Origin of the sequence: Pseudomonas sp. P9_31 (assembly GCF_034008235.1) — a bacterium.
Lineage (GTDB): Bacteria > Pseudomonadota > Gammaproteobacteria > Pseudomonadales > Pseudomonadaceae > Aquipseudomonas.
Map to the genome: position 1 here is coordinate 5,928,239 of NZ_CP125375.1, position 26,160 is coordinate 5,954,398.

The window sequence follows — 26,160 nt, forward strand, 5'->3', positions numbered from 1 at the left end:
AGCCAATTCCCTTTCGCGATAACTATTTATACCTGCCGGTACACCGACCCGTGCCACGATAGCGCTCACCCTGAATTTCATCACCAAGGAATGGATATGAAATACCTCAGCTTCTTTTGCTTCGCAGGCCTGATTGGCCTGCTGGCTATTTCCACAGTGCAGGCCCGCGACCTGGGCGAAGGCGCCGTCAACGACTCCCCTTCAAGAGCCCTGCAAAACAGTGAGCATCTTTATGAAATCTGGAGCGGTGTGGGACGACTCAGTCTCCAATCGGGCGAGACCTGCAGCGCCGTTCTACTGAATACGCGAAACAGGCAAGGCCGAGCCACTGGCCCTGCTTACCTGCTCACCAGCGGGCATTGCGTGTTCTTTCAGTACGGTTCGGCGCGGACCAATCTGCCTTTGAACGCCAGCGTCACCTTCCACTACTTTCATGACATGCCACAGCGTAAGCGCCGATACGCCATCCGCACTGCCCGATGGAGCAGCCTGGTCGGAACCGATCTTGCAGTACTGGAGGTCGACGCAACATTGGCGTCGCTGATACAGGCCGGGGTCAACCCGCTCAAGCTGGCGTCCCATCAAACCAACGAAAGTCATGATGCGCTTAACATTAGCGCGCCGAACGGCTTTACCGAACAAGGGCTTCGATTGAGCGCCTGCGCTGAACAAACCGCCGGAACGTTCATCGATCATCCCGGGGTGTTCCCTTTGGCCATGAAAAACAGCTGCGACCTTCACGCTGGCGGCTCCGGTAGCCCGATGCTGAACCGCCGCACCAATGAAATCACCGGCATCGTCAGTAAAATCGCGGTCTCGCGCAATACACCAGCGCCGCCCGACTGTGAGCACTCGACGTCTTGCAAGGCCGCCCGTTTCAACTACAGCTACTCAGCCAACTTTCTGCACAAGTGCTTTATAGACGGTGTATTCACCAGCAATGGATCGGACTGTTCGTTGGAGCCAGTCGAGCTGACTGTCACAGAGCCCTGGAAGCTCAAGTCATACGTTCATAGAACGCAAAACGCGGATGGACAAATCGTATTGCCTACGTGGGACTTCAGGTTCTCCCTCGAGGCGCCCTTCTATCGCTACAAAACGGTCCATAACGCCAGGGACTGCAAGGCTCCAAACAATTACAGTACCGCCATCAGCACTGAAGGTGCTTACATCAATACTGAAGTCGGGCCACAAAGCGGCGCACATGCGCTCTGTATTATCGGTGTCGCCTCAGGGGAACAGCACCTGACAAGGGCGGAATTGAATAACGTATTTACAAGTGCCGTGTACTTGAGCGCGACACCGGACGCTACGCGTCAGACAACATTGAGGTAATTGCTACAAATAGCGCCCCATGATGTCGTCAACGACGCCTTCCTTGCGCAGTTGATCCAGCGCGGCTTGCAACTTGGCGACGGTTTCATCCGAAACGTCTTTATTCAACGCCAGGTACAACTCGGCGCTATTAAAGCGCAACACGGTCTTGAGCCCGTTCACGCCTTCCTGACGCGCCAGATAGCGACCTGCCGGGTCACCGGTGGCCCACAGGTCGATCTGGCCGTTAACCAGTTTTTTGGCGTTGTCCTGATCTCGCAGCACTACAATCGGTTTCAGCCCTTGCTTGGCCAGTGTCTCGGCAATTGCGTCGCCCTTGTAGGCACCAATCTTGTATTTGCGCGCCTGCGACAGCGACTCGAGGGTGATCTTGCTATCGGCCCTGGCCAGCATGATCCAGTCGTCTGGACCGATCGGACCGACCCACTTGAAGAGTTTCTCGCGGTCCGGCAACCGCGCCATCACGAACACGCCATAACCGGGGTTTTCCAGGGCGAGTTTGTAGATTCGCTCCCAAGGGAAGCGCAGCGTCAGGCTGTAAGTGATGTCGGCGCGCTTGAACATCTCGCGGACGATGTCCGCGGCAATGCCGTTGATGTTCTCGTCCTGAGCGAAGTTCTTGCCGTTTTTCGCCATGTTGTACGGCGGAAAATTTTCCGTCAGCAACACCAGGTCGGTGGCGGGACTTTCTTCGGCGCGGGCTCCATTGATGAGCAACAGAGAAGCGCTGGCGAGGACAAGAAGAAGACGTTTAAGCATGTCGGGCTACCGGAATCCGTGGCGTGCTCAAGAGTGCCTTGAGCACGCCATACTGTCCACTGGCCCGTACTGTTTAACGCATCACGATGCCGCGATGAGCCATGTAAGCCTTGGCTTCCTGCACGGTGTATTCGCCGAAGTGGAAAATACTCGCCGCCAGCACCGCGCTGGCGTGGCCTTCGAGAATGCCGTCGGCCAAGTGCTGCAAGTTGCCGACACCGCCGGAAGCAATCACCGGAATCCCCAGCGCATCACTGATGGCGCGGGTGACGCCCAGGTCGAAGCCGTTTTTCATGCCGTCCTGGTCCATGCTGGTCAGCAGGATTTCACCGGCACCGAGGCCTTCCATCTTCTTTGCCCATTCAACAGCGTCGAGACCGGTAGGCTTGCGACCGCCATGGGTGAAGATTTCCCAGCGCGGTGGTTCGCCCGGACCAGAGACCTTCTTCGCGTCGATGGCGACGACGATGCACTGCGAGCCAAAATGCTGAGCCGCTTCGCCGACGAATTCCGGATTGAACACCGCAGCGGTGTTGATCGAGACCTTGTCCGCACCGGCATTGAGCAAGTTGCGAATATCCTGCACGGTACGCACGCCACCGCCCACGGTCAGCGGAATGAATACCTGGCTGGCCATGCGTTCGACGGTATGCAGCGTGGTGTCGCGGCCGTCGACGCTGGCGGTGATGTCGAGAAAGGTAATTTCGTCGGCACCCTGCTCGTCGTAACGACGGGCGATTTCCACCGGGTCGCCGGCGTCGCGAATGTTCTCGAACTTGACGCCCTTGACCACCCGGCCGTTATCCACGTCCAGGCAAGGGATGATGCGTTTGGCCAGCGCCATGGTCAGTCCTCAGCCTTTGTACGAATCGCAGAAAGCTTGCGCTTGCGCAACATCGAGGGTGCCTTCGTAAATCGCCCGCCCGGTGATCGCGCCGATGATGCCTGGCGCCTTGGCGTCGAGCAGCGACTTGATGTCACCCAGATTGTGGATACCGCCGGAAGCGATCACCGGGATCTTCGTCGCAGCGGCCAGGGCGGCGGTGTACGAAACGTTGCAGCCCTGCATCATGCCGTCTTTGGCGATGTCGGTATAAACGATCGCGGACACGCCGTCAGCTTCGAATTGCCTGGCCAGGTCGATCACCTGAACGGTGCTGATTTCAGCCCAGCCGTCGGTGGCGACAAAACCGTCTTTGGCGTCCAGACCGACAATAACCTTGCCCGGAAACGCACGGCAGGCTTCAGCCACGAAGGCCGGATCTTTCACGGCTTTGGTGCCGATGATCACGTAGCTCACGCCCGCTTTTACGTAGTGTTCAATGGTTTCCAGCGAGCGGATACCGCCGCCGATCTGAATCGGCAGGTTCGGGTAGCGTTTGGCGATGGCGGTGACCACTTCGCCGTTGACCGGCTGGCCTTCGAAGGCACCGTTCAGGTCGACCAGATGCAGACGGCGGCAACCGCCCTCCACCCACTTGGCAGCCATGCTCACCGGGTCATCGGAGAACACCGTGGAATCTTCCATGCGGCCCTGGCGCAGACGAACACAGGCACCGTCTTTGAGATCGATAGCGGGAATAATCAGCATCTGGCAAACCTTCAAATTCGAGTGTTCAGCTTCGCTCGGAAATCAGTTTTTCTCGAGCGCCCACAAGTCGCTTTCGATGCTTTCGAACCTCTCTTTGAGGTGCGTCTGCACATCGAAAATCGCCCTGTTGTAATAATGCGGAGCAATTTCGCGGGTAAACAGCTCAAGGATTTCAGCCGCTTCGAACGAACCCAGGTCCAGTTCGAAGCGGTCTTCCATGAAGCGTTTGATCTTGTGATTGGCCTCGCTCTCCTGTTCGGGAGTGAGGGTCAGGATCGGCGGCTTGCCCTTCTTGACGGCCATTTACCAGCGACCATCCCACGCGGCGAAGTTCTGCAGCAATTGCAGGCCATGGGTGTGGCTCTTCTCCGGGTGGAACTGCACGGCGAAACGCGAACCGTCGGCCAGCGCGGCGGCGAAATCGACCCCGTAGTGACCACTACCCACCACCTGCCGCGCATTGCCGGCAGCGATGTAGTAGCTGTGCACGAAGTAGAAACGCGCCAGGTCCGGAATGTTGTGCCACAGCGGGTGAGCCACCGTCTGCTTCACTTCGTTCCAGCCCATGTGCGGCACTTTCAGGTGCTCGCCGTCTTCGTGCAGATCCTTGCCAAAGAACTTCACCTGGCCTGGAAACAGGCCGATGCAATCGACGCCGTCGTTTTCTTCGCTGCTGTCGAGCAAGGCTTGCATGCCCACGCAAATGCCGAGGAACGGACGGTCCTGGCTGACTTCACGCACCAGCGAGTCGAAGCCCAGGCGACGGATCTCCGCCATGCAATCGCGAATCGCGCCGACGCCGGGGAATACCACCCGGTCGGCTTCGCGAATCACATCGGCATCGCTTGTGATCAGCACCTTGCCGGCACCGACGTGCTCGAGGGCCTTGGCCACCGAGTGCAGGTTGCCCATGCCGTAATCGATAACCGCGACCGTCTGCATTACAGAACGCCTTTGGTCGACGGCATCTGACCGGCCATGCGGTCATCCAGCTCTACCGCCATGCGCAGTGCGCGGCCGAAAGCCTTGAACACGGTTTCGATCTGGTGGTGAGTGTTGGTGCCGCGCAGGTTGTCGATGTGCAGGCTGACGAGCGCGTGGTTGACGAAGCCCTGGAAGAATTCCTGGAACAGGTCAACGTCGAAGCCGCCAACGGTGGCACGGGTGTAGGGGACGTGCATCTGCAGGCCAGGACGGCCGGAGAAGTCAATCACCACACGCGACAGCGCTTCATCGAGCGGCACGTAGGCGTGGCCGTAGCGACGGATGCCTTTCTTGTCGCCGATTGCTTTGGCGAAGGCTTGACCCAGGGTGATACCGACGTCTTCCACCGTGTGGTGGTCGTCGATATGCAGGTCGCCCTTGCTGACAATATCCAGGTCGATCAGCCCGTGACGGGCGATCTGGTCCAGCATGTGCTCAAGAAAAGGTACGCCGATATCAAATCGGGCCTTTCCGGTGCCATCCAGGTTGATCGAGGCTTTGATCTGGGTTTCCAGAGTGTCGCGCTCGACAGACGCCATACGTTCGGCCATCACCAGCTCCGCAAAATCATTGGGGCGAAAAAGGCAGCCATTATAGGGGCGCGGGCGCTAAACAGAAACACGAGAGGTGATATCACTGACGGAGTGAACCCCTGCTGTTGGGGATATACATGTCAGTACAAGCGTGCGAATCAAATTCTGCGGTCGCGGAAAACAAATGTGGGAGCGAGCCTGCTCGCGATAGGGCCATCACATTCAACATCTATGTCGACTGTCAGACCGCTATCGCGAGCAGGCTCGCTCCCACAGGGATGATGCGTTTACTTAATGAAACAACACCGCTGTTTTCTGCAGGGTCACCCAAACACCCCACGCCAACGGAATACCCACCACCAGCCATGCCGCCACTGCCAAAGGCTTGGTGCCTGCATCCGCTTTCCACTCCAGCACGGTGCTGGCGTCAGCACCTTTGTCGTGGCCCAGCGCCTGTTCGGCAGCCAGTTCAGCGTCGGTCATGAAGTACTTGTCGGCCACCGGACGCACCAGCAGGTTGCAGATGAAACCCAGCACCAGCAGGCCCGCGAGGATGTACAAGGTGATGTCGTAAGCCGCTGCGCGTTCAACACCGATGCTCAGCTGATATTCTCGCAGGTAGGTCACCAACACCGGACCCAATACACCCGCCGCCGCCCAGGCCGTCAGCAGACGACCGTGGATCGCGCCGACCATTTGCGTACCGAACAGGTCCGCCAGATAAGCCGGCACCGTCGCAAAACCACCGCCGTACATCGACAGGATGATGCAGAACGCCGCCACGAACAGCGCAACGCTGCCCAAGTGACCGAGGTTCGGAATCAGCGCGTACAAGGCGAAACCCAGGGCGAAGAACACAAAGTAGGTATTTTTGCGGCCCAGGTAGTCCGAGAACGAAGCCCAGAAGAACCGGCCACCGATGTTGAACAGGCTCAGCAAACCGGTGAAGCCGGCAGCGATTGCAGCGATCGAAGCCAGTTGCGAAGCGTCCAATTGACCGAACTTCAGGTCGTTGCCGAGCAGTTTACCGGCGAACACTTCCTGCAACAGCGGCGAAGCCATGCCGAGGATGCCGATACCTGCCGAAACATTCAGGCACAGCACCAGCCACACCAGACGGAATTGCGGGGTCTTCCACGCCACATTCACATGGACGTGACGGTGAGTGATCATCGCGTTCGAGGCTTTTTTCGCCGGCGCCGTCCAGCCTTCAGGCTTCCAGCCGGTTGGCGGGACGCGGTAGGACAGCGCGCCACCGATCATGAACACGAAGTAGATCGCGGCCATCACCAGGAAGCTCTGCCATACGCCCACGCTGGTTGGCGAAGCGAAGTGGCCCATCAGTGCAGCAGCCAGCGGAGCACCGACCATCGCGCCACCACCGAAACCCATGATTGCCATGCCGGTTGCCATGCCGCGCTTGTCCGGGAACCACTTGATCAGGGTCGAGACCGGCGAGATGTAACCCAGGCCCAGGCCGATACCGCCAATGACCCCGGAGCCGATCCACATCAGCCAGATCTGGTGGGTATAAACCCCCAGCGCTGAAATCAACAGACCGCCACACCAGCACAGAGCCGATACAACACCGGCCTTGCGAGGACCTGCGTGCTCCAGCCAGCCGCCCCAGATCGCTGCCGAGCAGCCGAGGAAGATGAAGAACAGAGTGTAGATCCAGCCGAGCATCGAGATCGGCCAGTCGCATTGAGACGAAAATACCTGAGCGATAAAGCTCATGTCCGGCGCGCAAGTCACGGCTTTGGTGACACCCAGGGCTTTGGACAGCGGCAACCAGAACACCGAAAATCCGTAGGCCATGCCGATGCACAGGTGGATGGCCAGAGCGGCCGGTGGAACCAGCCAACGGTTAAAACCGGGCTTGGCGATGATGCGCTCCTTGGACAGGAACGCGGGCTGGCCGGCAAAGCCGTCCGCCGTGATGCTCGTAGTCATGGTGTATCCCCCAATTTTTAGTATGGTTCGCCAGCCGCTCTTCGCCCCCAGCCTTTATGCATGCAGGCATGACTGTTTTTTAGGTGAAGCTCCATTTTGGTGCGACATCACGTCGCAGTAAGGACGGACGAACGGGCAGAGGTTACCATTTGCACGTGACAGAAAAACCAAAGTGATATCACCTTTTTGTAAGTCGTCTGTTCTCGTACAACCGCAACAATTTGTTTTCACGCGATTACTTTCAAGGGAGACACCATGCCGATCATTGTCGAGCTGCTGAACCAGGCCACTTATCAGGATCAGCAAGATCTTCAGAAGATCTACCGCGACGCCCCGGACTGGCTGTTCGCGCCCTTCACAGGGGATACCGAGCTGATCGAAAGCTGCCTGCGGGACGGTTCGCTGATCGCCGGACGCTTCAACGATCGGTTGCTGGGCGCGGCACGTTTGCAACGGCACCACGACGTCTGGCATTTGTCCCAATTATGCGTACGAAAAATCACCCGTCGTCGTGGTGTTGCCGAGCGCCTGGTGAACGAAGCGCAAAAAATGGCGTCGCAATCGGGCGCGACGTTGCATCTGCTGGCTCCCGCCGGGCACCTGGAAGCCCAAGCGCTGGCGGCTAAGCTGAACGTGCCGCTGGATGTGCTCCCAACGTGATCGCTGACCGGTCAGCCACTTCGGAGCGCTATACTCCCCGGCTAAATTTCGAATTCGACTAATACAAGGACTCGCCCATGAAAGCGTTCGGCAAAATCCTGGGTCTGGTACTTCTCGGGCTGTTGCTGATCATTGTGGCGCTGGGCTTTGCCCTGACCCACCTCTTCGATCCCAACGACTATAAAGACGAGATTCGCCAGATTGCCCGCGACAAGGCCCACATCGAGCTGACGCTCAATGGCGATATCGGCTGGAGCCTGTTTCCGTGGCTGGGCCTGGAATTGCACGAAGCCAGTGTGGCGACCCTCGCCAAGCCCACCGAACCGTTCGCAGACTTGCAGATGCTCGGCCTGTCGGTTCGCGTGATTCCGCTGCTGCGCCGTGAAGTGCAGATGAGCGATGTACGCGTCGAAGGCCTTAACCTGCGCCTGAACCGTGACAAGGACGGCCACGGTAACTGGGAAGACATCGGCAAGGTTCCGGCACCTGCCACTGCGACGACCTCAGCCACGCCAGCCGCCACTACCGGCGAACCTGCGCCAACGACTACCGCACAGGCAGAAAAGCCGGCTCAGCCGATCCGCCTGGACATCGACAGCCTGACCGTCAACAACGCCCGCGTTGAATACAGTGACGAGAAAACCGGCAAGCAGTTCAGCGCCGAAAGTATCCAGCTGAGTACTGGCCCGGTACATGACTCGACCAACATCCCGATCAAACTCACCGCGTTCCTGGGCACCAACCAACCGGTTCTGCGGGTGCGGACCGAGCTGGCCGGCGAGTTGCGTTTCGAGCGCGCGCTGCAGCGCTACAAATTCGAAGACATGAAACTCTCCGGTGAAGTCTCCGGCGATCCGCTGCAGGGCAAAACCATGACCTTCGCCGCTCAAGGTCAGCTGCTGCTGGACAAGGCCGCCAACGTCGCCGAATGGACCGGCATCAAGATCTCCGCCAACCAGCTGCGCGCCTTGGGTGAACTGAAGGCCAACGACCTCGACAAGACTCCGCAAATCAGCGGTGGCCTGTCGATTGCCCAATTCGATCTGGCGAAATTCGTCGACAGCATCGGCCAGAAACTCCCGGCGATGGCCGAGGGCAGCCTGAGCAAAGTCGAGCTGTCCAGCCATGTCGCTGCCACGCCGACCAGTTTGTCGCTCGATAACATCAACCTGAAACTCGACGACAGCAACTTCAGCGGCCGTATCGCGGTTGAAGACTTTTCCAAGCAATCGCTGCGGGCAAACCTCAAGGCTGACACCTTCAATGTCGACCGTTACCTGCCGCCAAAATCCGCCGAAGCCAACAGCGCGACGCAGGTGCGCAAGGCCGAAGTGGCCAGCACCGAGGCCGATGCCCTGGCCGGCGCCGGCAGCACACCGCTGCCGCCATCACCGACCAAAGGCCCGTGGAGCACCGAACGCCTGTTGCCGGTTGAGCGCCTGAGCAAACTCGACGTGGACGTCGACCTGACCTTCGGCCAACTGACCCTCGACAAATTGCCGATCCAGAACGCAGTGCTGAAGGCTACTGGCCAGGACGGCCTGCTGACCCTGAAGAACCTGCGCGGCGATCTGTACGACGGCAACTTCGAAGCCAAGGGCACCCTGGACGTGCGCCAGCCAGTGCCGGCACTGAACATGCAGACACGCATCAGCAAAGTCCCCTTGGAAAAAATCCTCGAAAGTCAGGGGAAAAATCCACCGGTCAAAGGCCTGGTTACGCTCGACAGCGCCCTGACAGGCAGCGGCAATAGCCAGAGCGCGCTGGTCGACAGCCTCAACGGCAACGCCAGTTTCGTCATCAGTAACGGCGTGTTGCTCAATGCCAACCTCGAACAGCAACTGTGCAAGGGTATCGCCACCCTGAATCGCAAAACCCTCAGCGGCGAACCGCGGGGCAAGGACACACCGTTCGAGGAGCTCAAGGGCAACCTGACGTTCCGCAACGGCGTGGCCAGCAACCCGGACCTGAAAGTGCGCATCCCGGGCATGACCGTCAACGGCAACGGCGACATCGACCTGCGGGTGCTGGGCATGGATTACCGCGTCGGCATCATCGTCGAAGGCGACAAGAGCGATATGCCGGACCCGGCCTGCCAGGTCGGCGAGCGCTACGTCGGCATCGAGTGGCCGCTGCGCTGCCGTGGCCCGCTGGAACTGGGCGCCAAGGCTTGCCGCCTCGACAACGAACGCATGGGACAAGTCGCCAGCAAACTGGCCGGCGAGCGGATCAGCGAAAAAATCGACGAGAAGCTTGGCGATAAAGTCAGCCCGGAACTGAAAAACGCGCTCAAGGGGCTGTTCAAGCGATGAGAACCGAGCAGTTTTCAACGGCGGTGCTGGATTGGTACGACCGCCACGGTCGCCATGACTTACCGTGGCAACAGGGCATCACTCCCTACCGGGTGTGGGTCTCGGAAATCATGTTGCAGCAGACCCAGGTCAGCACTGTGCTGAACTACTTCGACCGCTTCATGGCCTCGCTGCCAACCGTCGAAGCCTTGGCCGCCGCGCCGGAAGACGAAGTGCTGCACTTGTGGACCGGCCTCGGTTACTACACCCGCGCGCGCAATTTGCAGAAGACCGCGAAGATTGTCGTCGCTGAATATGGCGGCGAGTTTCCCCGTGATGTGGAAAAGCTCACCGATCTGCCGGGTATTGGCCTGTCCACGGCCGGCGCGATTGCCAGCCTGAGCATGGGCATCCGCGCACCGATCCTCGACGGCAACGTCAAACGGGTGCTGGCGCGCTTTACCGCACAAGAGGGTTATCCAGGCGAGCCCAAGGTTGCCAAACAGCTGTGGGCCAACGCTGAGCGCTTTACACCGTACGATCGGGTCAACGCCTACACCCAGGCGATGATGGACCTGGGCGCCACGCTCTGCACCCGCAGCAAACCGAGCTGCCTGCTCTGCCCACTGGAAAAGGGCTGCGAAGCGCACATGCTCGGCCTGGAAACCCGCTACCCGGTCCCCAAGCCTCGCAAAGCCGTGCCACAGAAGCGCACGCTGATGCCGATGCTCGCCAATGGCGAAGGCGCGATTCTGCTTTACCGTCGCCCTTCCACGGGCCTGTGGGGCGGTCTCTGGAGCCTGCCGGAACTCGATGACCTCGACGACCTGCAACACCTGGCTTCGCAGCACTCGCTGGAACTGGGCAGCCAACAGGCGTTGCCGAGCCTGGTGCATACCTTCAGCCACTTTCAGTTATCCATCGAACCCTGGCTGGTCCAGGTCCAGGAGGCCGGCCATCACGTGGCCGAGGCCGACTGGCTCTGGTATAACCTCGCCACCCCGCCGCGCCTGGGCCTTGCCGCCCCGGTCAAAACCTTGCTCGAACGCGCGGCCGCCGTATTGAACGCAGGAGAGTCGTCATGACCCGCACCATCATGTGCCGCAAGTACAAAGAAGAATTGCCCGCCCTGGAGCGCGCTCCATTTCCGGGAGCAAAAGGTCAGGACATTTTTGACCACGTTTCGGCCAAGGCCTGGGCCGACTGGCAAAAACACCAGACCCTGCTGATCAACGAAAAACGCCTGAACATGATGAACGCCGAAGACCGCAAATATCTTCAGGGCGAGATGGACAAGTTCTTTTCCGGCGAGGAATACGCCAAGGCCGAAGGTTACGTTCCACCTGCTCAATAATTGATCAAAATCCGGGGTCGGCACGTAAGCGACGGTAATAATTAAATATTTTTTGAAAACTTGCTTGACGACCCCCTGAAAAACCCGTTTAATGCGCCCCGTTGCCCAGATAGCTCAGTCGGTAGAGCAGGGGATTGAAAATCCCCGTGTCGGCGGTTCGATTCCGTCTCTGGGCACCAAATACCGAAAACCCTGAATCGCAAGATTCAGGGTTTTTTTATGCCTGCGATTTGATCAGACATCGCGCGAGCCACCTCTCCTGACTAGTTTTCGCCGCCCCAGTGGAAAACCAGGTTGCGAGCAGCACCACTGCCTACATCCGCTGTATCACGCCGCACCTCACCCTTGTGCGTGGCGACGACAGTGTACTTGCCGGCAGGCAGCTGAACGTATACCAACGGCCCAGCCCCACTCAGTGTCAGCACTGTTTGCCCTGCGGCTTTCTGGATGACCACTTCCACATCCGGGATGTATTCATCCTGAGGCCCGGTGGAGAAGGTCATGTGCAGGTTGTAGCCCTTGGTTTGCTGAATGGCTTTAGCCTCGTCCTCTCCGATCCCACCGGACACGTAGGTAATCCCGTTTTGCTGTTGCTGCTGGACTTGCACGGCTGAGCTGTCGATCGGTTCAAGACTGGCGGCGTTAAGCACGGCTGGAAACATCAGTACGCCGACAGCGGCGATGGGCAGCATGAATGAATGGACGTACTTCATGGTGGCGACTCCCGGGTTGCACAGAACCCAATCGTTACTCCTTTTAGATTTGTTGCTCAATGCTCAAGTTTTAGATCGATTCGAACTTGGGTTCACTGCGAATCGGACTACACGATGTACTCCTCAAGCATGGGCAGCGGTCGGCCCGGTCCTGCAAGATGAATCCGATATTTCCTTCCGGTTTACCAGCAGCGCCCGGCATCGCCGACTAATGCTCTCTTGCCATCCTCTTGCACCTGTTTCCTTCAGCCGCGGAAGATGTCATGAACCCTCTCAAACCCGATAACACCCAAGATCCACAAATAACTTCACTGCTCGGCAATCTTGGCGAATTGACCCGTGAGGCACGTCAGAAGGTGCTGCGGGCGGTCGATACCGTTCAGGTGCAAACCTGCTGGCAGATCGGGCGGCATATTGTGGAGTTCGAGCAGGAAGGTGCTCGGCGGGCAGCTTATGGCAAGCAGCTGCTATCGACGCTGGCCAAAGTCCTTACTTCCGAATTTGGAAAAGGTTTTGATGAACGCAACCTGCGATACATGCGGGACTTTTATCAGACCTTTCCAATTTGGAACGCAGTGCGTTCCGAATTGAGCTGGACCCACTACCGCAGACTGCTGCGAGTCGACAACGAAAACGCTCGTCACTGGTACATGAACGAATCAGCTATCCAGAACTGGTCAAGCCGCGCCCTTGAGCGTCAGATCAACACCCTCTACTACGAACGCTTGCTGGCGAGTCGCGACCGGGCTGCCGTCAAGCAGGAAGCCGCCACCAACATCCAGCAAATGAACGCCAACCCTCGGGATTTCATCCGGGACCCCGTGCTACTGGAGTTTCTCGGCCTGCCCAATGCAGGCCTGGTTCAGGAAAGCGAACTCGAACAAGCGCTGATTGATCAGCTTCAGGGCTTCCTGCTCGAACTGGGCAAAGGCTTCGCCTTCATCGCTCGCCAGCAACGCATCAGTACCGAGAGCAAAGACTTCTACATCGATCTGGTGTTCTACAACTACCTGCTCAAATGCTTCGTCATCTTCGACCTCAAACGCGGCGTACTGACCCACCAGGATGTCGGCCAGATGGACATGTACGTGCGCATGTACGACGACCTCAAGCGCGGACCGGAGGATGGCCCCACCGTCGGCCTCATTCTCTGCGCGCAAAAAGATGAATCGGTGGTGCGCTATTCAGTGCTGCAAGGCAACGAACAACTGTTCGCCAGTACCTACAGACTGGTGCTGCCGAGCGAGGAGGAGCTTCGCACAGAGCTGGATCGGGAATGGGCGGTGCTTGAGGAGCGGTTACTCAAGCAGAGGCCTCGATAAGCACGGGTGGATTGTTCATGAACGGCGTGAAGACTATGGTGGTTGGCTAGTCGCAAAGGTTCAAAACCGATGAATTTGCAGGACATGCCCTCACTGGCCCCGACTCAACTTGAGTTGCCGTTACCCACCCGCACACCCGGTGAATCTTTCAAGGAGCCCGCCGCCGACGGCTTCCTCCTCGGCGGCTTCACCTGGCGGCATGTCCATCAAGACCCAACCCGTGCGGTGGTGATCATCAACGCCGCTACCTCAGTCCGCTGCCGGCATTACTCGCGCTTCGCCGATTACCTGTTCGCCAACGGCTTCGACGTGATCACTTATGACTACCGCGGCATCGGCGAGTCGCGCCCCGCATCGCTGAAAGGGCTTGAAGCCTCATGGTCCGACTGGGGTGCGCTGGATTTCGAGGCGATGCTGCAAAGGGCGCAACGCGAGTTTGCGGAACAACCCATCAATGTTGTCGGCCACAGCTTCGGCGGTTGCGCGGCCGGGCTGGGAGCCTCTGGGCATGTGATCCGACGCCTGGTGACGGTGGGCGCGCAGTTCGCTTACTGGCGAGACTATGCCCCCGCCCATCGTTGGCGGATGTTTGCCAAGTGGCACGTGGCGATGCCGTTGATGACCATGATTTACGGCTACTTCCCCGGCAAACGTCTGGGCTGGCTCGAAGACACGCCAGCAGGTGTCGTCCGCGACTGGAGCATGCCCGCCGCCCGATATGAGAAACGCCCCAGCGGTCGCGTCATCCACGCCAGAAGCGGCCAGCTGCCGTTCGGGAATGTCACTGCACAAATCCTGGCCATCAGCCTCAGCGACGATCCCTACGGCACGATTGCGGCCATCGAACGCCTGCTCGACTACTTCACCGGCAGTACAAACACCCACCTGCGAATCGCCCCCGAAGACATCAGCGAAGAAGAAGTCGGACATTTCGCCTTTTTTCGCAGCTCATACCAAGCCACACTATGGCCCATTGCATTGTCCTGGCTGCAGACCGGCGAGCTGGCCCCCGATACCCCCGGGCGGCGAGTGCCCCACGCAGTTGATTGATGCGCCCTCCCAACGAATTACGGAACGACGCCCATGGCCTCCGCCAACAAGCAGAACAAACGCGCCTCCCGCGCCAAAGCCAAGGCCAAGCAGAACCGCACCCAGCGGGCCGCCGCACCGGTCGAGCTGGACCCGAACGACGATCGCATCGACTTCGAATCGGTGGACCTGACCGAGCTGTTCAAAAAAATGATCGACGCCGAAAAAACCAGCCAGCAAGCGATGTGCGCAGCCTTCCTCGAAGACCCGCTGCTGGAACTGGTGTACGAGCAGGAAGGCGAAGAAGGCGCAATGGACTTCATCCTCGCAGCACTGATCGAATACCGCCAATGGTCCACCGAGACCGACGAAGCCGGCGCCCTGGCGTGGATCGAATCGCCGGCCTTCCAGGCTGATTACGTGGCGGCGTCCGACGCCATCGCGGCCCAAACCCAACAGAAAACCAACTGAGCTCCCATGGCATCCCTGAACAAGCAACAGAAACGCGCCAAACGCGCAAAGGCCAAAGCCAAGCAAATCAATATCCACGGCAGAAAACCCGCCGCACTGGACGATGATCTGGGCGAACCCGGCGAGCCGATCCCGGAATACACCCTGGCGATGTTCAGCAAAATGCGGGACGCCGAAGCCACCAGCCGCAACGACATGCTGCTGACCCTCCTGTCGAACCTTGCCGGGATCATCAGCGACCACCCAGAACTGCTGGACATGGAAAACGCCGACAACGAAGCCATGGCCGCCACGCACCTGGCCGCCGACATGCTGATCGACTACCGCATGTGGGCCGATGGCATGGACCGCGACGCCGCCCAGGCCTGGCTGACCGATCCGCAATTCATCACCGACTTTGGCGATGCGCTGGACAGCTATCGTCAGTCGCTGGATGCGCAGGAAGAAAAGGGCGAGTAAACACCCCCTTCAGAAACAAAAACGGCCGCTTGTCATCACTGACAGCGGCCGTTTTGCGTCACGCGGTATGAATCAGTTCAGCACCACCGCGCCCACTTTCTGCAGCTTGCGACGGCGAGCCACAAACAACCCGGCAGCCACCACCAACACACTCAGCAAGCCAGTTGCGAGAATTTCCACGCGATGGGCGTCCTGGAACAGCATGATGGTCAGGGCCGCGACGATGAATACGATCACCGCATAGGTCAGGCCCGGGAACAGCCACATGTTGAAGGCGATTTTTTCACCGCGAGCCATACGCTGTTTGCGCATACGCAGCTGCGAAATCGCGATCACCAGGTACACCAGCAACGCGATGGCGCCGGAGCTGGCCAGCAGGAATTCGAATACAGCGGCCGGGGCCACGTAGTTGGCGAACACTGCAAGGAACGCAGCTGCGGTCGACAGCATCACGGCCCAGTAAGGTGTGCCGCTGCTGTTGGTGCGCTGGGAAACAGCCGGCGCATCGCCGCGCTTGCCCAGCGAGAACATCATGCGCGAAGCGGTGTAGAGCGCCGAGTTCAAGCAGCTGGTTACCGCAACCAGAACCACGATATCGACGATCAGCTTGGCATTCGGGATGCCCATGCGCTCCAGCACAGTCTGGTAGGAACCGACGCTGGCAAGAATCGGGTCATTCCATGGCACCAAGGCCACAACGATGAAGATGGACACGAGGTAGAACAAGCCAATCCGCCAGATGACCGAGTTGGTAGCCTTGGAAATCTGCTGGCCAGGGTTCTTCGATTCCGCGGCCGCGATGGTCACGATCTCGGTGCCCATGAAGGAAAACATGGTGGTCAGGATGGCACCCAACACCGCGCCCATGCCGTTTGGCAGGAAGCCTTGAGTGTCAAACAGGTGCGACACGCCGCTGACCTGGCTGGTTGGCAGCAAGCCAAAGATCGCCAGAATGCCAAGACCGATAAAGCCGATGATCGCGACGACTTTGACCAGGGCGAACCAGAACTCGAACTCTCCATAGTTCTTCACGCTGAACAGGTTGGTCACCGTTAGCAGCAACGTGATGACCAAGGTGAAAGCCCAGATCGCCACATTCGGGAACCAGGCATGCAGAATGGTCGCGGCGGCGTTAGCCTCCAGCGGAATGACCAAAACCCAGAACCACCAGTAAAGCCAGCCGATGGTGAAACCGGCCCAGTGACCGATCGCGCGATCGGCGTACGTCGAGAAGGAGCCGGTGTCTGGCGATGCAACAGCCATCTCGCCGAGCATTCGCATGACCAGAACCACCAAAGCACCGGCGGCCGCGTAGGCCAACAGCACAGCCGGGCCTGCAGCAGCGATGGCATGGCCGGAGCCAACGAACAGCCCGGCGCCGATAACCCCGGCGATCGACAGCATGGTCACATGACGCGGTTTGAGCCCCTGTTCGAGGCCATTGGAGGAGCTTTGGCTACTACTCATTAAGACTACCTTTGCAAGGAAAGCGATGACGTCGACCCGGTCTGACATCCCTTCTCGTAAAAAGAATCCAACAGGGCGTTTCTTATTCTGCACGCAATAATTGCGCCAAAATGTTTCATGCGCCCGGAAAACGGGGCCTGCGCACTGATCGAGCAGCCTTCGCAAGTCATTGAGATTAATGGCATTTCGCCAGATCGTTACCCTGCCACCCACCTTAAGAACGAATCAGCACACCGGAAACACACCAAAAAATGCAGACACGCACAATAAAAGTGCAGATCTGGAACGTTTGGCCGGTTAGCGCTTCCAACACCCCGCCAAAGCTGGCAACATCGCGCCTTTTTTTACGCGACAGTCGCGCCAAAGCTTGTTCAAACGGCTGTTCGGTTGTTGATGGGGCGACAGTCTGCTGTACCGATGCGACAACCTGCCACAGGCCATCCGTTTACTGTCCTTAGCGCTGTTGGCTGCCATCCGAACGCTATGCTAGCTTGGCCGCCTCGCCAGGAAGGCCGCCAACAGCAGGAGCGCAACACACTATGAGGAACGCACATGGCCGAGGCCACGCCCGCGCTTGAAATCCGCAACTTGCACAAACGCTACGGACAGCTTGAGGTGCTCAAAGGCATCTCGTTGACCGCCCGCGACGGCGACGTGATCTCGATCCTGGGTTCCTCCGGTTCCGGCAAGTCCACGTTCCTGCGTTGCATCAACCTGTTGGAAAACCCGCATCAAGGTCAGATCCTGGTGGCCGGCGAAGAACTCAAGCTCAAAGCCGCCAAGAATGGCGAATTGGTCGCTGCCGACGGCAAGCAGATCAATCGTCTGCGCAGCGAGATCGGTTTTGTATTTCAAAACTTTAATCTCTGGCCGCACATGAGCGTGCTCGACAACATCATCGAAGCTCCGCGCCGCGTGCTCGGCCAGAGCAAGGCCGAAGCCATTGAAGTTGCCGAAGCCCTGCTGGCCAAGGTCGGCATCGCTGACAAGCGCCACGCCTATCCCGCGCAACTCTCCGGCGGCCAACAGCAGCGCGCGGCCATCGCCCGCACCCTGGCGATGCAGCCCAAGGTGATCCTGTTCGACGAGCCCACCTCCGCCCTTGACCCGGAAATGGTTCAGGAAGTACTTAATGTCATCCGCGCATTGGCCGAAGAAGGCCGCACCATGCTGCTCGTGACCCATGAAATGGGCTTCGCCCGTCAGGTTTCCAGCGAAGTGGTGTTCCTCCACCAGGGCTTGGTAGAAGAACAAGGATCGCCACAGCAGGTGTTCGAAAACCCGCTTTCGGCGCGCTGCAAACAATTCATGTCCAGCAACCGCTAACGGAGCTACCCACATGCAGAACTACAAAAAAATCTTCCTGGCCGCTGCCGTCACCCTGGCCTTCAGCGCCGGTGCCGCCGCCGAGACCTTGAAGATGGGCATCGAAGCGGCCTACCCGCCGTTCAACAACAAAGATGCCAGTGGCAATGTCGTCGGCTTCGACAAAGATATCGGCGATGCCCTGTGCGCCAAGATGAAAGTCGAGTGCAGCGTGGTTACGTCCGACTGGGACGGCATCATCCCGGCGCTGAACGCCAAGAAGTTCGACTTCCTGATCTCCTCGATGTCGATCACCGATGAGCGCAAGCAAGCGGTGGACTTCACCGCACCGTACTACTCCAACAAGCTGCAGTTCATCGCGCCGAAAAACGTCGACTTCAAAACCGACAAGGCTTCGTTGCAAGGCAAGGTGATCGGCGCCCAACGCGCGACCCTGGCCGGCACCTGGCTGGAAGACAACATGGAAGGCGTTGAAGTCAAACTCTACGACACCCAGGAAAACGCCTACCTGGACCTGACTTCAGGCCGTCTGGACGGCATCCTGGCCGACAAGTACGTCAACTATGAGTGGCTGAAAAGCGACGCCGGCCGGGCTTACGAATTCAAGGGCGACCCGGTGGAAGAAAGCGACAAGATCGGTATCGCCGTTCGCAAGAACGACCCTATCCGCGAGAAGCTGGACGCTGCGCTAAAAGAAATCGTCGCTGACGGCACCTACAAAAAGATCAACGACAAGTACTTCCCGTTCAGCATCTATTGATTCTGACCTGCCTGACCGGCGCCGTTCGCTGACGGCGCCAGTCCTTGGCATTGCCTGCCGCGATTTGAAAAGAAATCCATGATTATCGATCTCTACGGATTCGGCCCGGCGCTCGCCGCTGGTGCGCTGATGACTGTGAAACTGGCACTCTCGGCCTTGTGCCTGGGGCTGGTGCTCGGTCTGCTCGGCGCCTTGGCCAAGACTTCCCCGTACAAGCCGCTGCAATGGCTTGGCGGCACTTATTCAACGCTGGTTCGCGGTATCCCGGAATTGCTCTGGGTGCTGTTGATCTACTTCGGCACAGTCAACCTGATGCGCGCCCTGGGTGAGTTCTTCGGCAACCCCGACCTCGAACTCAACGCCTTCGCCGCCGGCGTGATTGCGCTGGGGCTGTGCTTCGGCGCCTACGCCACAGAAGTGTTTCGCGGTGCGATTCTGGCGATCCCCAAAGGTCATCGTGAAGCCGGCGTGGCCTTGGGTCTGTCGAAATTTCGCATCTTCACCCGGTTGATCATGCCGCAGATGTGGCGCATCGCCCTGCCCGGCTTGGGCAACCTGTTCATGATTCTGATGAAAGACACCGCGCTGGTGTCGGTCATCGGCCTGGAAGAAATCATGCGTCACGCGCAAATCGGCGTGACCGTGTCCAAGCAACCGTTCACCTTCTATATGGTGGCCGCCTTCATGTACCTGGGCCTGACCATTCTGGCCATGACCGGCATGCACTTTATGGAGCGACGCGCCGCTCGCGGCTTCGCAAGGAGCACCCAATGAACTGGGAAGTCATCATCAAGTGGCTGCCGAAACTGGCTCAGGGCGCGACACTGACCCTGGAGTTGGTAGCCATCGCCGTGATTGCCGGGTTGCTGCTGGCAATTCCGCTGGGCATCGCTCGCTCGTCGCGACTCTGGTACGTGCGAGCATTCCCCTACGGCTACATCTTCTTTTTCCGTGGCACGCCGTTGCTGGTTCAGCTGTTCCTGGTCTATTACGGCCTGGCGCAGTTCGACGCGGTGCGAAACAGCTCGATGTGGCCGTACCTGCGCGATCCGTTCTGGTGCGCCACCGCGACCATGACCCTGCACACCGCGGCCTACATCGCCGAGATCCTGCGCGGCGCGATCCAGGCGATTCCACCGGGCGAGATCGAAGCGGCCCGAGCGCTGGGCATGTCCAGGGCTAAAGCGCTGTTCTACATCATGCTGCCCCGTGCTGCGCGCATCGGCCTGCCGGCGTACAGCAACGAAGTGATCCTGATGCTCAAGGCCAGCGCCCTGGCCAGCACCGTGACCCTGCTGGAACTGACCGGCATGGCCCGCACCATCATTGCCCGCACCTACCTGCCGGTGGAGATTTTCTTCGCCGCGGGCATGTTCTATCTGTTGATGGCTTACGTGCTGGTACGCGGCTTCAAGCTGCTGGAGCGCTGGCTGCGCGTCGATGCCTGCCAAGGGCGTTGATTCCTGCGTGCTGACGGGCGAGGCCCTGCTCGCCCGTTTCACTGCGCTGGATGCTTTTCTGACCGAGCATCAGGCGCTGTGGAAACCCCGACCGTTTACTCATCTGCAATTGCCCTGGGAAGCGTCCTACCCGGAATTGGCTCAATGGCTACGCGGGCGGTCGCTGGAGGATGCGGAAAACAGTCATAACCAACCGTGTTTGCTCGATGCGCCGGAGCCGTTTGCTTCATTGGCGGCGATGTCTCTTGAGCTGAGCGCAGTGGCTGAATTGCCGGCTCATGCACTCGAAGCGGCGGGCCATCGGTTGAATGTCGATGTACCAGGGCGCAAATGGCAGCAAATTGAAGCGTTTTCCGCTTGTTTGCAGTTTGCTCACGCGCCGACACATTGGCTGGATTGGTGTTCGGGCAAAGGCCATTTGGGGCGACGCCTGCTGCAAGCCGGGCAACAACTGACCTGCCTGGAATACGACCCGGCGCTGGTCACCAGCGGCCAGGCACTCAGCCAGCGTCATCAGTTGCATGCACTGCATGTCGAGCAGGATGTACTCGCGCCCGGCGCAGCCTCTTTATTGAACGCCAATCACACGCCGGTCGCGCTGCACGCCTGCGGTGATCTGCATGTGCGGCTGATCCAGCTCGCCAGCGCCGTCGGTTGCAAACAACTGGCCATCGCACCGTGCTGCTACAACCGGATCAGTCTGAACACCTATCAGCCGCTTTCCGGTGCGGCTGAGCGCTCCGACCTACACCTTTCCCTCGATGATCTTGCGCTGCCAATGAGCGAAACCGTCACCGCCGGCGCTCGTGTCCGACGCCAGCGCGACACCTCCATGGCCCGGCGCCTGGCGTTCGACCTGCTGCAACGGCAACTGCGCGGCGTCGACGAATACCTGCCGACCCCTTCCCTGCCCAGCGCCTGGCTGGACAAACCTTTCGCCGATTACTGCCGCGATCTGGCCGCACTCAAAGACTTATCCACAGTCGGCACGCCAGATTGGGCCTCGCTGGAAGCCGCCGGGTGGCAGCGATTGGCCGAAGTACGCAATCTGGAGCTGCTGCGAGGCCTTTTCCGACGGCCGCTGGAGCTGTGGCTGGTACTTGATCGAGCACTTTTCCTCATTCAGCAGGGTTACACCGTTCGTCTCGGCACCTTCTGTGAAACTCCACTCACGCCGCGCAATTTCCTACTCCTTGCAGAACGTCCTTAAACAGCCACGACCTGTGGATAACTCTGTTGATGGAATTATCATGGATCCAATATCCACGCTGTTTTATGCCCTAAACACTGCTGGTCATTTTTTGTTCACACAAATAAAAAACCCGCAAAACAGGCATTTGCGGACAAATGAGAACGAGTCTACAAAATCGTAATGAACAGGTAGTCGCCCCTAGTCCATTGTGCATAAGCATTTCATCAAAACGACATAACCGCCGGATAGCGGACACCCATAGCGGAAAATTGCGCCTTCCAATACCCCTCGCTATACCGGAAACCCTCGTCACCGGTGCCGGCTACCAGTCCATCCTGTTCGACGGCATCAACACCTACTACCTCGCCGAAGAACACCTGGCCCTCAAACCCGCCTTCGACATCCCGCCGTGCAACCTGGACGACTTCCAGTTCTGCCGCGGCCACAACTTCAGCCACCCCATTACCGACGCCGAAAACCACCTCGCCGCCGCCCTGCAACGCGCCGAACACGCCGAAGCGCAACTGCGAGCCATGCAAAACAGCCGAGCCTGGCGCACCCTTCAGAAACCCAAGAAAGTACTGGTTCGCGCCTGACCAAACGTCTGCGCAAAAATAGTCTGAATTCAGGGGTTTACAGAACCAATCCAATCGCTATAATCGTCGCCCTAACACGCCGGTATAGCTCAGTTGGTAGAGCAACTGACTTGTAATCAGTAGGTCCCGGGTTCGACTCCTGGTGCCGGCACCATACAAGGTTCCAGAGAAGGCTTTCAAAATCTCTGAAACCCCCGAAAAACCCGCCTTCTGGCGGGTTTTTTCGTTTTGGCGTTCCATCGGTTTCCGTCAGAAACCGGTGGATTCCAACCGTTTTAAGGGTAGAGTTTGGGATACAGGTCACTTCGATAAAAGGGAGTACCCTTATGTCGCGCACCACAGCTCCGCTCTCCGACGCAGCTTGCCGCTTGGCAAAACCTACAGACCGCGCCTACAAGCTTTTCGACGGCGATGGCCTCTACCTCCTAGTCCAACCCAATGGCCGCAAAGGCTGGCGGCTCCGTTACCTCAAACCTGACGGACGGGAAGGACTGACCTCGTTCGGCAACTACCCCGTCATCGGCCTCGCCGATGCGCGCCGCAAGCGCTTGGAGGTCAAGCGAATGCTGGCGGATGGCATTGATCCCATAGAGACCAAGCACCAAGCCAAGGCGGAAGCCGTGATCAAAGGCAGAACCTTTGAAAGCGTTGCGCTGGACTGGCACACGGAAATGTCGGCCAAGTGGGCACCAGGCCACTCCAAGACTGTGATGAGCCGCCTCAAAACCCACGTATTCCCGCTGATTGGCGCACGCGCCATTGTTGATCTCGACACCCATGACCTTATGCAGCCCTTGGAAGCGATCAAGAAGCGCGGAACGATCGACGTTGCTTTAAGGGTACAAAACTACCTGCAGAGCATCATGCGCGAGGCAAAGCGCCTCCGGCTTATCACCATAAACCCTGCTTACGATCTCGAAGGCTCGATCAAAGCCCCGCGGGTGGTACATCGCCCCGCTCTACCCTTATCGCGACTGCCGGAACTGCAGGAGCGGATCGACACCTATAAAGGCCGGGCACTTACCCGTCTGACGGTGATGCTGTCGCTGCATGTGTTTGTCCGCTCCAGTGAGCTGCGCTTCGCCCGCTGGAGCGAGTTCGACCTTAAGCGCGGCACCTGGGAGATACCCGACACTCGGCCAGCGTTGGAGGGAGTACCCTTTTCCACAAGGGGTACGAAGATGGCAGGGGATATCCATTTAGTACCCTTATCGCCGCAAGCCGTGGAGCTACTCGAAAAAATCCATGCACTCACAGGTAAATTCGCATTGGTCTTCGCAGGTGATGCCAAACCCTGGAAGCCCATGTCCGAAAATACTGTGAACAACGCGCTTCGGACGATGGGATACGACACCAAAACCGATATCTGCGGGCATGGGTTTCGTTCGATGGCCTGCAGCGCACTGATCGAGTCAGGATTGTGGTCGGAGACCGCCATTGAACGGCAGATGAGCCACAAGGAGCGCAACAACGTCCGCGCCGCTTACATCCACAAGGCCGAGTTCATCGAGGAGCGCAGGCTGATCATGAACTGGTGGAGCCGGTACCTGGAGGCCAACCGGCAGGAGCATGTCACTCCACACGAATTCGCGAACCAGACCGGAGCGAACGTCACTCGCCTAAAAGCAAAACGTGGCGCAACTGAGTAAGCACTCGGTCTTCATATTTGAGTGATCAGCTTGTTCACGCGGGTCCATCCAAACAGGGCTGCAAAGCCGCCCTGTTTGGATGGACCTCACTTAAAAAATCTAAAGCCCGCGCAACTGTCTGTGGAAAACCACTGATTTCCACCGGTGGATAATTTCATCCACAGCCGCAGAACTCCCGAAAATTCGAGTCTTGCCCCGAATTATCCACAGGCGTAGAAAAGATCTGGCAAAGCGCTGTCGTTGACAGCACCCCAGGTAGCCAGAACCTTTAAGGCTACGCCACACCGTGGTGGTTCTCCCAAAGTGCGATTAGCGTCCGGCGGCTCGCACGGTCACAGCGATGTGATGGATGCCTACTTTTATCAGTGTGCCCACTGCGGCAACTCATTCCCTTTCATAGCTGCGCTGCAGCAACCTATCCGCTTGGCCATTTCCTTGCGCCAACCTGCGCCCGTCTCTTTCTTCCGGAAAGAGACGGGCGCTCCTACCGCTGCTGCAGCCCAACTCGTACAGGGCTTTGCGGCATTCCCCCTCGTGACAATCGGCGTGACAAACACCGAAGTCACTAGCAACAGCGATGCAGATGATGGTGCCGCAGCCGACGGAATGGACTGCACCTGACTGACAGTCAGGCATGCCCCGGTCATCGCATCACTGCCTTCACCCGACTCAGGATCTCGCGGCGTTGGTTTCGTCAGCCGATGCAGCCCCCACCCGCCCACTTCCTCGGAAATGTTCAGGAGGCCAGATCATGAGATGCCCAAGCTCCCGGTCGTAAAGAGCCGCCAGTCCCGCGCTAGTGGACAACCCTCACAGGTCGCAGGGGCCTTGATCCCTGATAACACTCAACATTCTTGGCGGGATGACGTGAGGAAAAAGCTTCAACGTTTGGACTTCAAGAGGAGTTTGATCATGGCGTTGGTAGGTAAACGAGATGGGCGGAATTTTGGCTATGGGCGGCAGCTAAGTTATGCCGGGCCGCAGGCATTGCGAGATCTATTTGGCGGCGGGCATTACGGCACGGTCAAAGCACACAGTGATCGCTGGCAGGCGTTTGTGCGATGGTGCCGATCAGAGGATGGACCTGGATTCAACGATGCTCGACAGATAGATCGGCAGACGCTGATGAACTACGCCAGCCATCTCCGAAACCAAGTTGAACTTGGCGCGCTCGCCATCGCGACCGCGCAAAACCGATTGTCTAGCGTCAACCGAACACTAGAAGCGCTTCGCGGTGATCAGGTTGTGAGGGTTCCGAGTCCAAGCAAAGCGCTAGGCGAACGTCGCACCAGTGTTCGCACCAAAATACCTCAAGGCCAAGACCGCGATCAGGTAAAGCAAATCGTGACCGTTCTTTGCAAAGCAGGACAGCTACGCGCGGCAGCTATAACCAAGCTGGCTAGAGCTACTGGTATGCGGTTGCGTGAGGCGATTTTGGCGGACATACCACGCCTGACACGTGAAGCTAGACATATTGGTAGAATCAACATCCAGGACGGAACAAAAGGTGGGCGCTCAGGTGCATCGGCCCCACGCTGGGTCGCGGTAGATGATTCCATCCTCAACGCACTCACCTTTGCCCAAAGTGTTTCGCCTCAAGGCAGCAAAAACCTTTTATTTCCCGATGAAAATTACCGAGACTTTCTGCAGGGTTGTGTTCGACCCGCCCGAAAACTTCTTAAATATCATGGTTTGAAAGGCTTCCACGAATTACGCGCGGCTTATGCATGCGAACGCTACAAGCAAATTACGCTTCGTCCAGCTCCAATTAATTCCGAAAATAGCTTTCATCTGGACAAAAACCAGGATCGTGAAGCTCGAAAAATAATCAGTTACGAACTTGGCCACAGCCGTACGGATGTAGTTTCGTCATATATTGGAGGCGCAGCATGAACGCCCCATATAATATGGAAATATTCCTCGCCGGGGTTCTAAAGGGGTCACAAGCCACACGCAAACGGCACATAAGCCAAGCAAAAATAATTCAAATCGCAATATCCACACGCTGGCATAAAAACAATCCATGGACATGGAAGCTAAAACATCTGGATTGGTTTATTGACACACAATTAAAAAGCAAAGCGACCTCAACAGCTTATTACTACCAATTAACAATAAACTTAATTATTAAAAGACGCAAACAACCCCCGACTCCAGCCCGGAATAAAGAACAACACACACCTCCAAATATTCGAACAAAGACAGAATTCGAAACATAAGATAATCCAATCGACAACTTCAAAACTTAAAATGCAT

26 protein-coding genes, 2 tRNA genes and 1 pseudogene are annotated in these 26,160 nt (G+C 58.2%); 20 read left to right on the forward strand and 9 right to left on the reverse strand.

Annotated features, from left to right (window positions below):
* The first annotated feature begins 96 nt into the window (after nucleotides 1–96).
* Complete coding sequence (locus QMK51_RS26690) at nucleotides 97–1,335, forward strand: trypsin-like serine peptidase (protein ID WP_320392532.1); 1,239 nt, start codon at nucleotides 97–99, stop codon at nucleotides 1,333–1,335.
* A 3-nt stretch (nucleotides 1,336–1,338) separates the two neighbouring features.
* Here QMK51_RS26690 and QMK51_RS26695 read toward each other — a convergent pair whose 3' ends face one another.
* From QMK51_RS26695 to QMK51_RS26725, 7 genes are all read right to left on the reverse strand, one after another.
* A complete protein-coding gene (locus QMK51_RS26695) occupies nucleotides 1,339–2,094 on the reverse strand; it encodes an ABC transporter substrate-binding protein (RefSeq protein WP_320392533.1) in 756 nt (251 codons plus the stop codon).
* 73 nt (nucleotides 2,095–2,167) lie between these two features.
* Nucleotides 2,168–2,938, reverse strand: coding sequence for an imidazole glycerol phosphate synthase subunit HisF (gene hisF, locus QMK51_RS26700; RefSeq protein ID WP_018929212.1), 771 nt, complete (start codon nucleotides 2,936–2,938; stop codon nucleotides 2,168–2,170).
* A gap of 9 nt (nucleotides 2,939–2,947) precedes the next feature.
* Nucleotides 2,948–3,685, reverse strand: a complete 738-nt coding sequence (gene hisA, locus QMK51_RS26705; RefSeq protein WP_223488524.1) for a 1-(5-phosphoribosyl)-5-[(5-phosphoribosylamino)methylideneamino]imidazole-4-carboxamide isomerase — start codon at nucleotides 3,683–3,685, stop codon at nucleotides 2,948–2,950.
* A 42-nt stretch (nucleotides 3,686–3,727) separates the two neighbouring features.
* A complete protein-coding gene (locus QMK51_RS26710; protein ID WP_223488525.1) occupies nucleotides 3,728–3,988 on the reverse strand; it encodes a DUF2164 domain-containing protein in 261 nt (86 codons plus the stop codon).
* Nucleotides 3,989–4,627: an imidazole glycerol phosphate synthase subunit HisH gene (hisH, locus tag QMK51_RS26715; protein WP_258697995.1), complete on the reverse strand. Its 639-nt coding sequence runs from the start codon at nucleotides 4,625–4,627 to the stop codon at nucleotides 3,989–3,991. It lies immediately after the preceding gene.
* Nucleotides 4,627–5,220 (reverse strand): imidazoleglycerol-phosphate dehydratase HisB, encoded by a 594-nt coding sequence (hisB, locus tag QMK51_RS26720; protein WP_007897437.1) that lies wholly within the window; start codon nucleotides 5,218–5,220, stop codon nucleotides 4,627–4,629. Before hisB ends, hisH begins: the two co-directional genes overlap by 1 nt.
* A 273-nt stretch (nucleotides 5,221–5,493) precedes the next feature.
* Entirely contained in the window at nucleotides 5,494–7,155 is a 1,662-nt protein-coding gene (locus tag QMK51_RS26725; RefSeq protein WP_320392534.1) for an OFA family MFS transporter, read from the reverse strand.
* A gap of 255 nt (nucleotides 7,156–7,410) precedes the next feature.
* Here QMK51_RS26725 and QMK51_RS26730 point away from each other — a divergent pair, with 255 nt between their 5' ends.
* The 5 genes from QMK51_RS26730 (at nucleotide 7,411) to QMK51_RS26750 (ending at nucleotide 11,639) form a co-directional block, all read left to right on the forward strand.
* Complete coding sequence (locus QMK51_RS26730) at nucleotides 7,411–7,815, forward strand: PanM family protein (RefSeq protein WP_258697997.1); 405 nt, start codon at nucleotides 7,411–7,413, stop codon at nucleotides 7,813–7,815.
* A gap of 77 nt (nucleotides 7,816–7,892) precedes the next feature.
* Complete coding sequence (locus tag QMK51_RS26735) at nucleotides 7,893–10,127, forward strand: AsmA family protein (protein ID WP_320392535.1); 2,235 nt, start codon at nucleotides 7,893–7,895, stop codon at nucleotides 10,125–10,127.
* Complete coding sequence (gene mutY / locus QMK51_RS26740) at nucleotides 10,124–11,191, forward strand: A/G-specific adenine glycosylase (protein ID WP_320392536.1); 1,068 nt, start codon at nucleotides 10,124–10,126, stop codon at nucleotides 11,189–11,191. The genes QMK51_RS26735 and mutY overlap by 4 nt, the downstream gene beginning before the upstream one ends.
* Nucleotides 11,188–11,460, forward strand: a complete 273-nt coding sequence (locus tag QMK51_RS26745; protein WP_007939458.1) for an oxidative damage protection protein — start codon at nucleotides 11,188–11,190, stop codon at nucleotides 11,458–11,460. The genes mutY and QMK51_RS26745 overlap by 4 nt, the downstream gene beginning before the upstream one ends.
* A 103-nt stretch (nucleotides 11,461–11,563) precedes the next feature.
* Nucleotides 11,564–11,639 (forward strand) — tRNA-Phe (locus QMK51_RS26750).
* Between the two features lie 84 nt (nucleotides 11,640–11,723).
* On the opposite strand, the gene QMK51_RS26755 is transcribed toward QMK51_RS26750, so the two are convergent.
* The gene (locus QMK51_RS26755; RefSeq protein WP_320392537.1) at nucleotides 11,724–12,173 is read right to left on the reverse strand and encodes a carboxypeptidase regulatory-like domain-containing protein; all 450 of its coding nucleotides are present in this window, start codon (nucleotides 12,171–12,173) and stop codon (nucleotides 11,724–11,726) included.
* A gap of 263 nt (nucleotides 12,174–12,436) precedes the next feature.
* Between QMK51_RS26755 and QMK51_RS26760 the strand changes: the two genes are divergently transcribed.
* The 4 genes from QMK51_RS26760 to QMK51_RS26775 all read left to right on the forward strand — a co-directional run bounded on the left by QMK51_RS26760 (nucleotide 12,437) and on the right by QMK51_RS26775 (nucleotide 15,454).
* Nucleotides 12,437–13,495, forward strand: a complete 1,059-nt coding sequence (locus QMK51_RS26760) for a PDDEXK nuclease domain-containing protein (protein ID WP_320392538.1) — start codon at nucleotides 12,437–12,439, stop codon at nucleotides 13,493–13,495.
* A gap of 69 nt (nucleotides 13,496–13,564) precedes the next feature.
* Nucleotides 13,565–14,545 (forward strand): alpha/beta fold hydrolase, encoded by a 981-nt coding sequence (locus tag QMK51_RS26765; RefSeq protein WP_320392539.1) that lies wholly within the window; start codon nucleotides 13,565–13,567, stop codon nucleotides 14,543–14,545.
* Nucleotides 14,546–14,578: 33 nt separating this feature from the next.
* Complete coding sequence (locus tag QMK51_RS26770; protein ID WP_105348826.1) at nucleotides 14,579–14,995, forward strand: hypothetical protein; 417 nt, start codon at nucleotides 14,579–14,581, stop codon at nucleotides 14,993–14,995.
* Nucleotides 14,996–15,001: 6 nt separating this feature from the next.
* On the forward strand, nucleotides 15,002–15,454 hold the full coding sequence (locus QMK51_RS26775; protein ID WP_320392540.1) for a hypothetical protein: 453 nt from the start codon (nucleotides 15,002–15,004) through the stop codon (nucleotides 15,452–15,454).
* Between the two features lie 72 nt (nucleotides 15,455–15,526).
* On the opposite strand, the gene gabP is transcribed toward QMK51_RS26775, so the two are convergent.
* Nucleotides 15,527–16,921: a GABA permease gene (gabP, locus tag QMK51_RS26780; protein WP_320392541.1), complete on the reverse strand. Its 1,395-nt coding sequence runs from the start codon at nucleotides 16,919–16,921 to the stop codon at nucleotides 15,527–15,529.
* A gap of 552 nt (nucleotides 16,922–17,473) precedes the next feature.
* Here gabP and QMK51_RS26785 point away from each other — a divergent pair.
* The 10 genes and pseudogenes from QMK51_RS26785 (at nucleotide 17,474) to QMK51_RS26830 (ending at nucleotide 26,123) form a co-directional block, all read left to right on the forward strand.
* A complete protein-coding gene (locus tag QMK51_RS26785) occupies nucleotides 17,474–18,247 on the forward strand; it encodes an ABC transporter ATP-binding protein (RefSeq protein WP_007897462.1) in 774 nt (257 codons plus the stop codon).
* 13 nt (nucleotides 18,248–18,260) lie between these two features.
* On the forward strand, nucleotides 18,261–19,007 hold the full coding sequence (locus QMK51_RS26790; RefSeq protein WP_320392542.1) for an ABC transporter substrate-binding protein: 747 nt from the start codon (nucleotides 18,261–18,263) through the stop codon (nucleotides 19,005–19,007).
* A gap of 78 nt (nucleotides 19,008–19,085) precedes the next feature.
* A complete protein-coding gene (locus QMK51_RS26795) occupies nucleotides 19,086–19,781 on the forward strand; it encodes an ABC transporter permease (RefSeq protein WP_223488539.1) in 696 nt (231 codons plus the stop codon).
* A complete protein-coding gene (locus tag QMK51_RS26800; RefSeq protein WP_007897471.1) occupies nucleotides 19,778–20,467 on the forward strand; it encodes an ABC transporter permease in 690 nt (229 codons plus the stop codon). Before QMK51_RS26795 ends, QMK51_RS26800 begins: the two co-directional genes overlap by 4 nt.
* Nucleotides 20,448–21,677 carry a methyltransferase gene (locus tag QMK51_RS26805; RefSeq protein WP_320392543.1) on the forward strand — a complete coding sequence of 410 codons (1,230 nt, stop codon included), beginning with the start codon at nucleotides 20,448–20,450 and terminating at the stop codon, nucleotides 21,675–21,677. Before QMK51_RS26800 ends, QMK51_RS26805 begins: the two co-directional genes overlap by 20 nt.
* A 281-nt stretch (nucleotides 21,678–21,958) precedes the next feature.
* A pseudogene (locus QMK51_RS26810) lies at nucleotides 21,959–22,255 on the forward strand (FkbM family methyltransferase); the annotation flags it as partial.
* Nucleotides 22,256–22,333: 78 nt separating this feature from the next.
* Nucleotides 22,334–22,409 (forward strand) — tRNA-Thr (locus QMK51_RS26815).
* A gap of 172 nt (nucleotides 22,410–22,581) precedes the next feature.
* Nucleotides 22,582–23,904 (forward strand): tyrosine-type recombinase/integrase, encoded by a 1,323-nt coding sequence (locus QMK51_RS26820; protein WP_320392544.1) that lies wholly within the window; start codon nucleotides 22,582–22,584, stop codon nucleotides 23,902–23,904.
* 912 nt (nucleotides 23,905–24,816) lie between these two features.
* Nucleotides 24,817–25,797 (forward strand): integrase domain-containing protein, encoded by a 981-nt coding sequence (locus QMK51_RS26825; RefSeq protein WP_200659275.1) that lies wholly within the window; start codon nucleotides 24,817–24,819, stop codon nucleotides 25,795–25,797.
* Nucleotides 25,794–26,123 carry a hypothetical protein gene (locus QMK51_RS26830; RefSeq protein ID WP_320392545.1) on the forward strand — a complete coding sequence of 110 codons (330 nt, stop codon included), beginning with the start codon at nucleotides 25,794–25,796 and terminating at the stop codon, nucleotides 26,121–26,123. Before QMK51_RS26825 ends, QMK51_RS26830 begins: the two co-directional genes overlap by 4 nt.
* Nucleotides 26,124–26,160 lie beyond the last annotated feature (37 nt).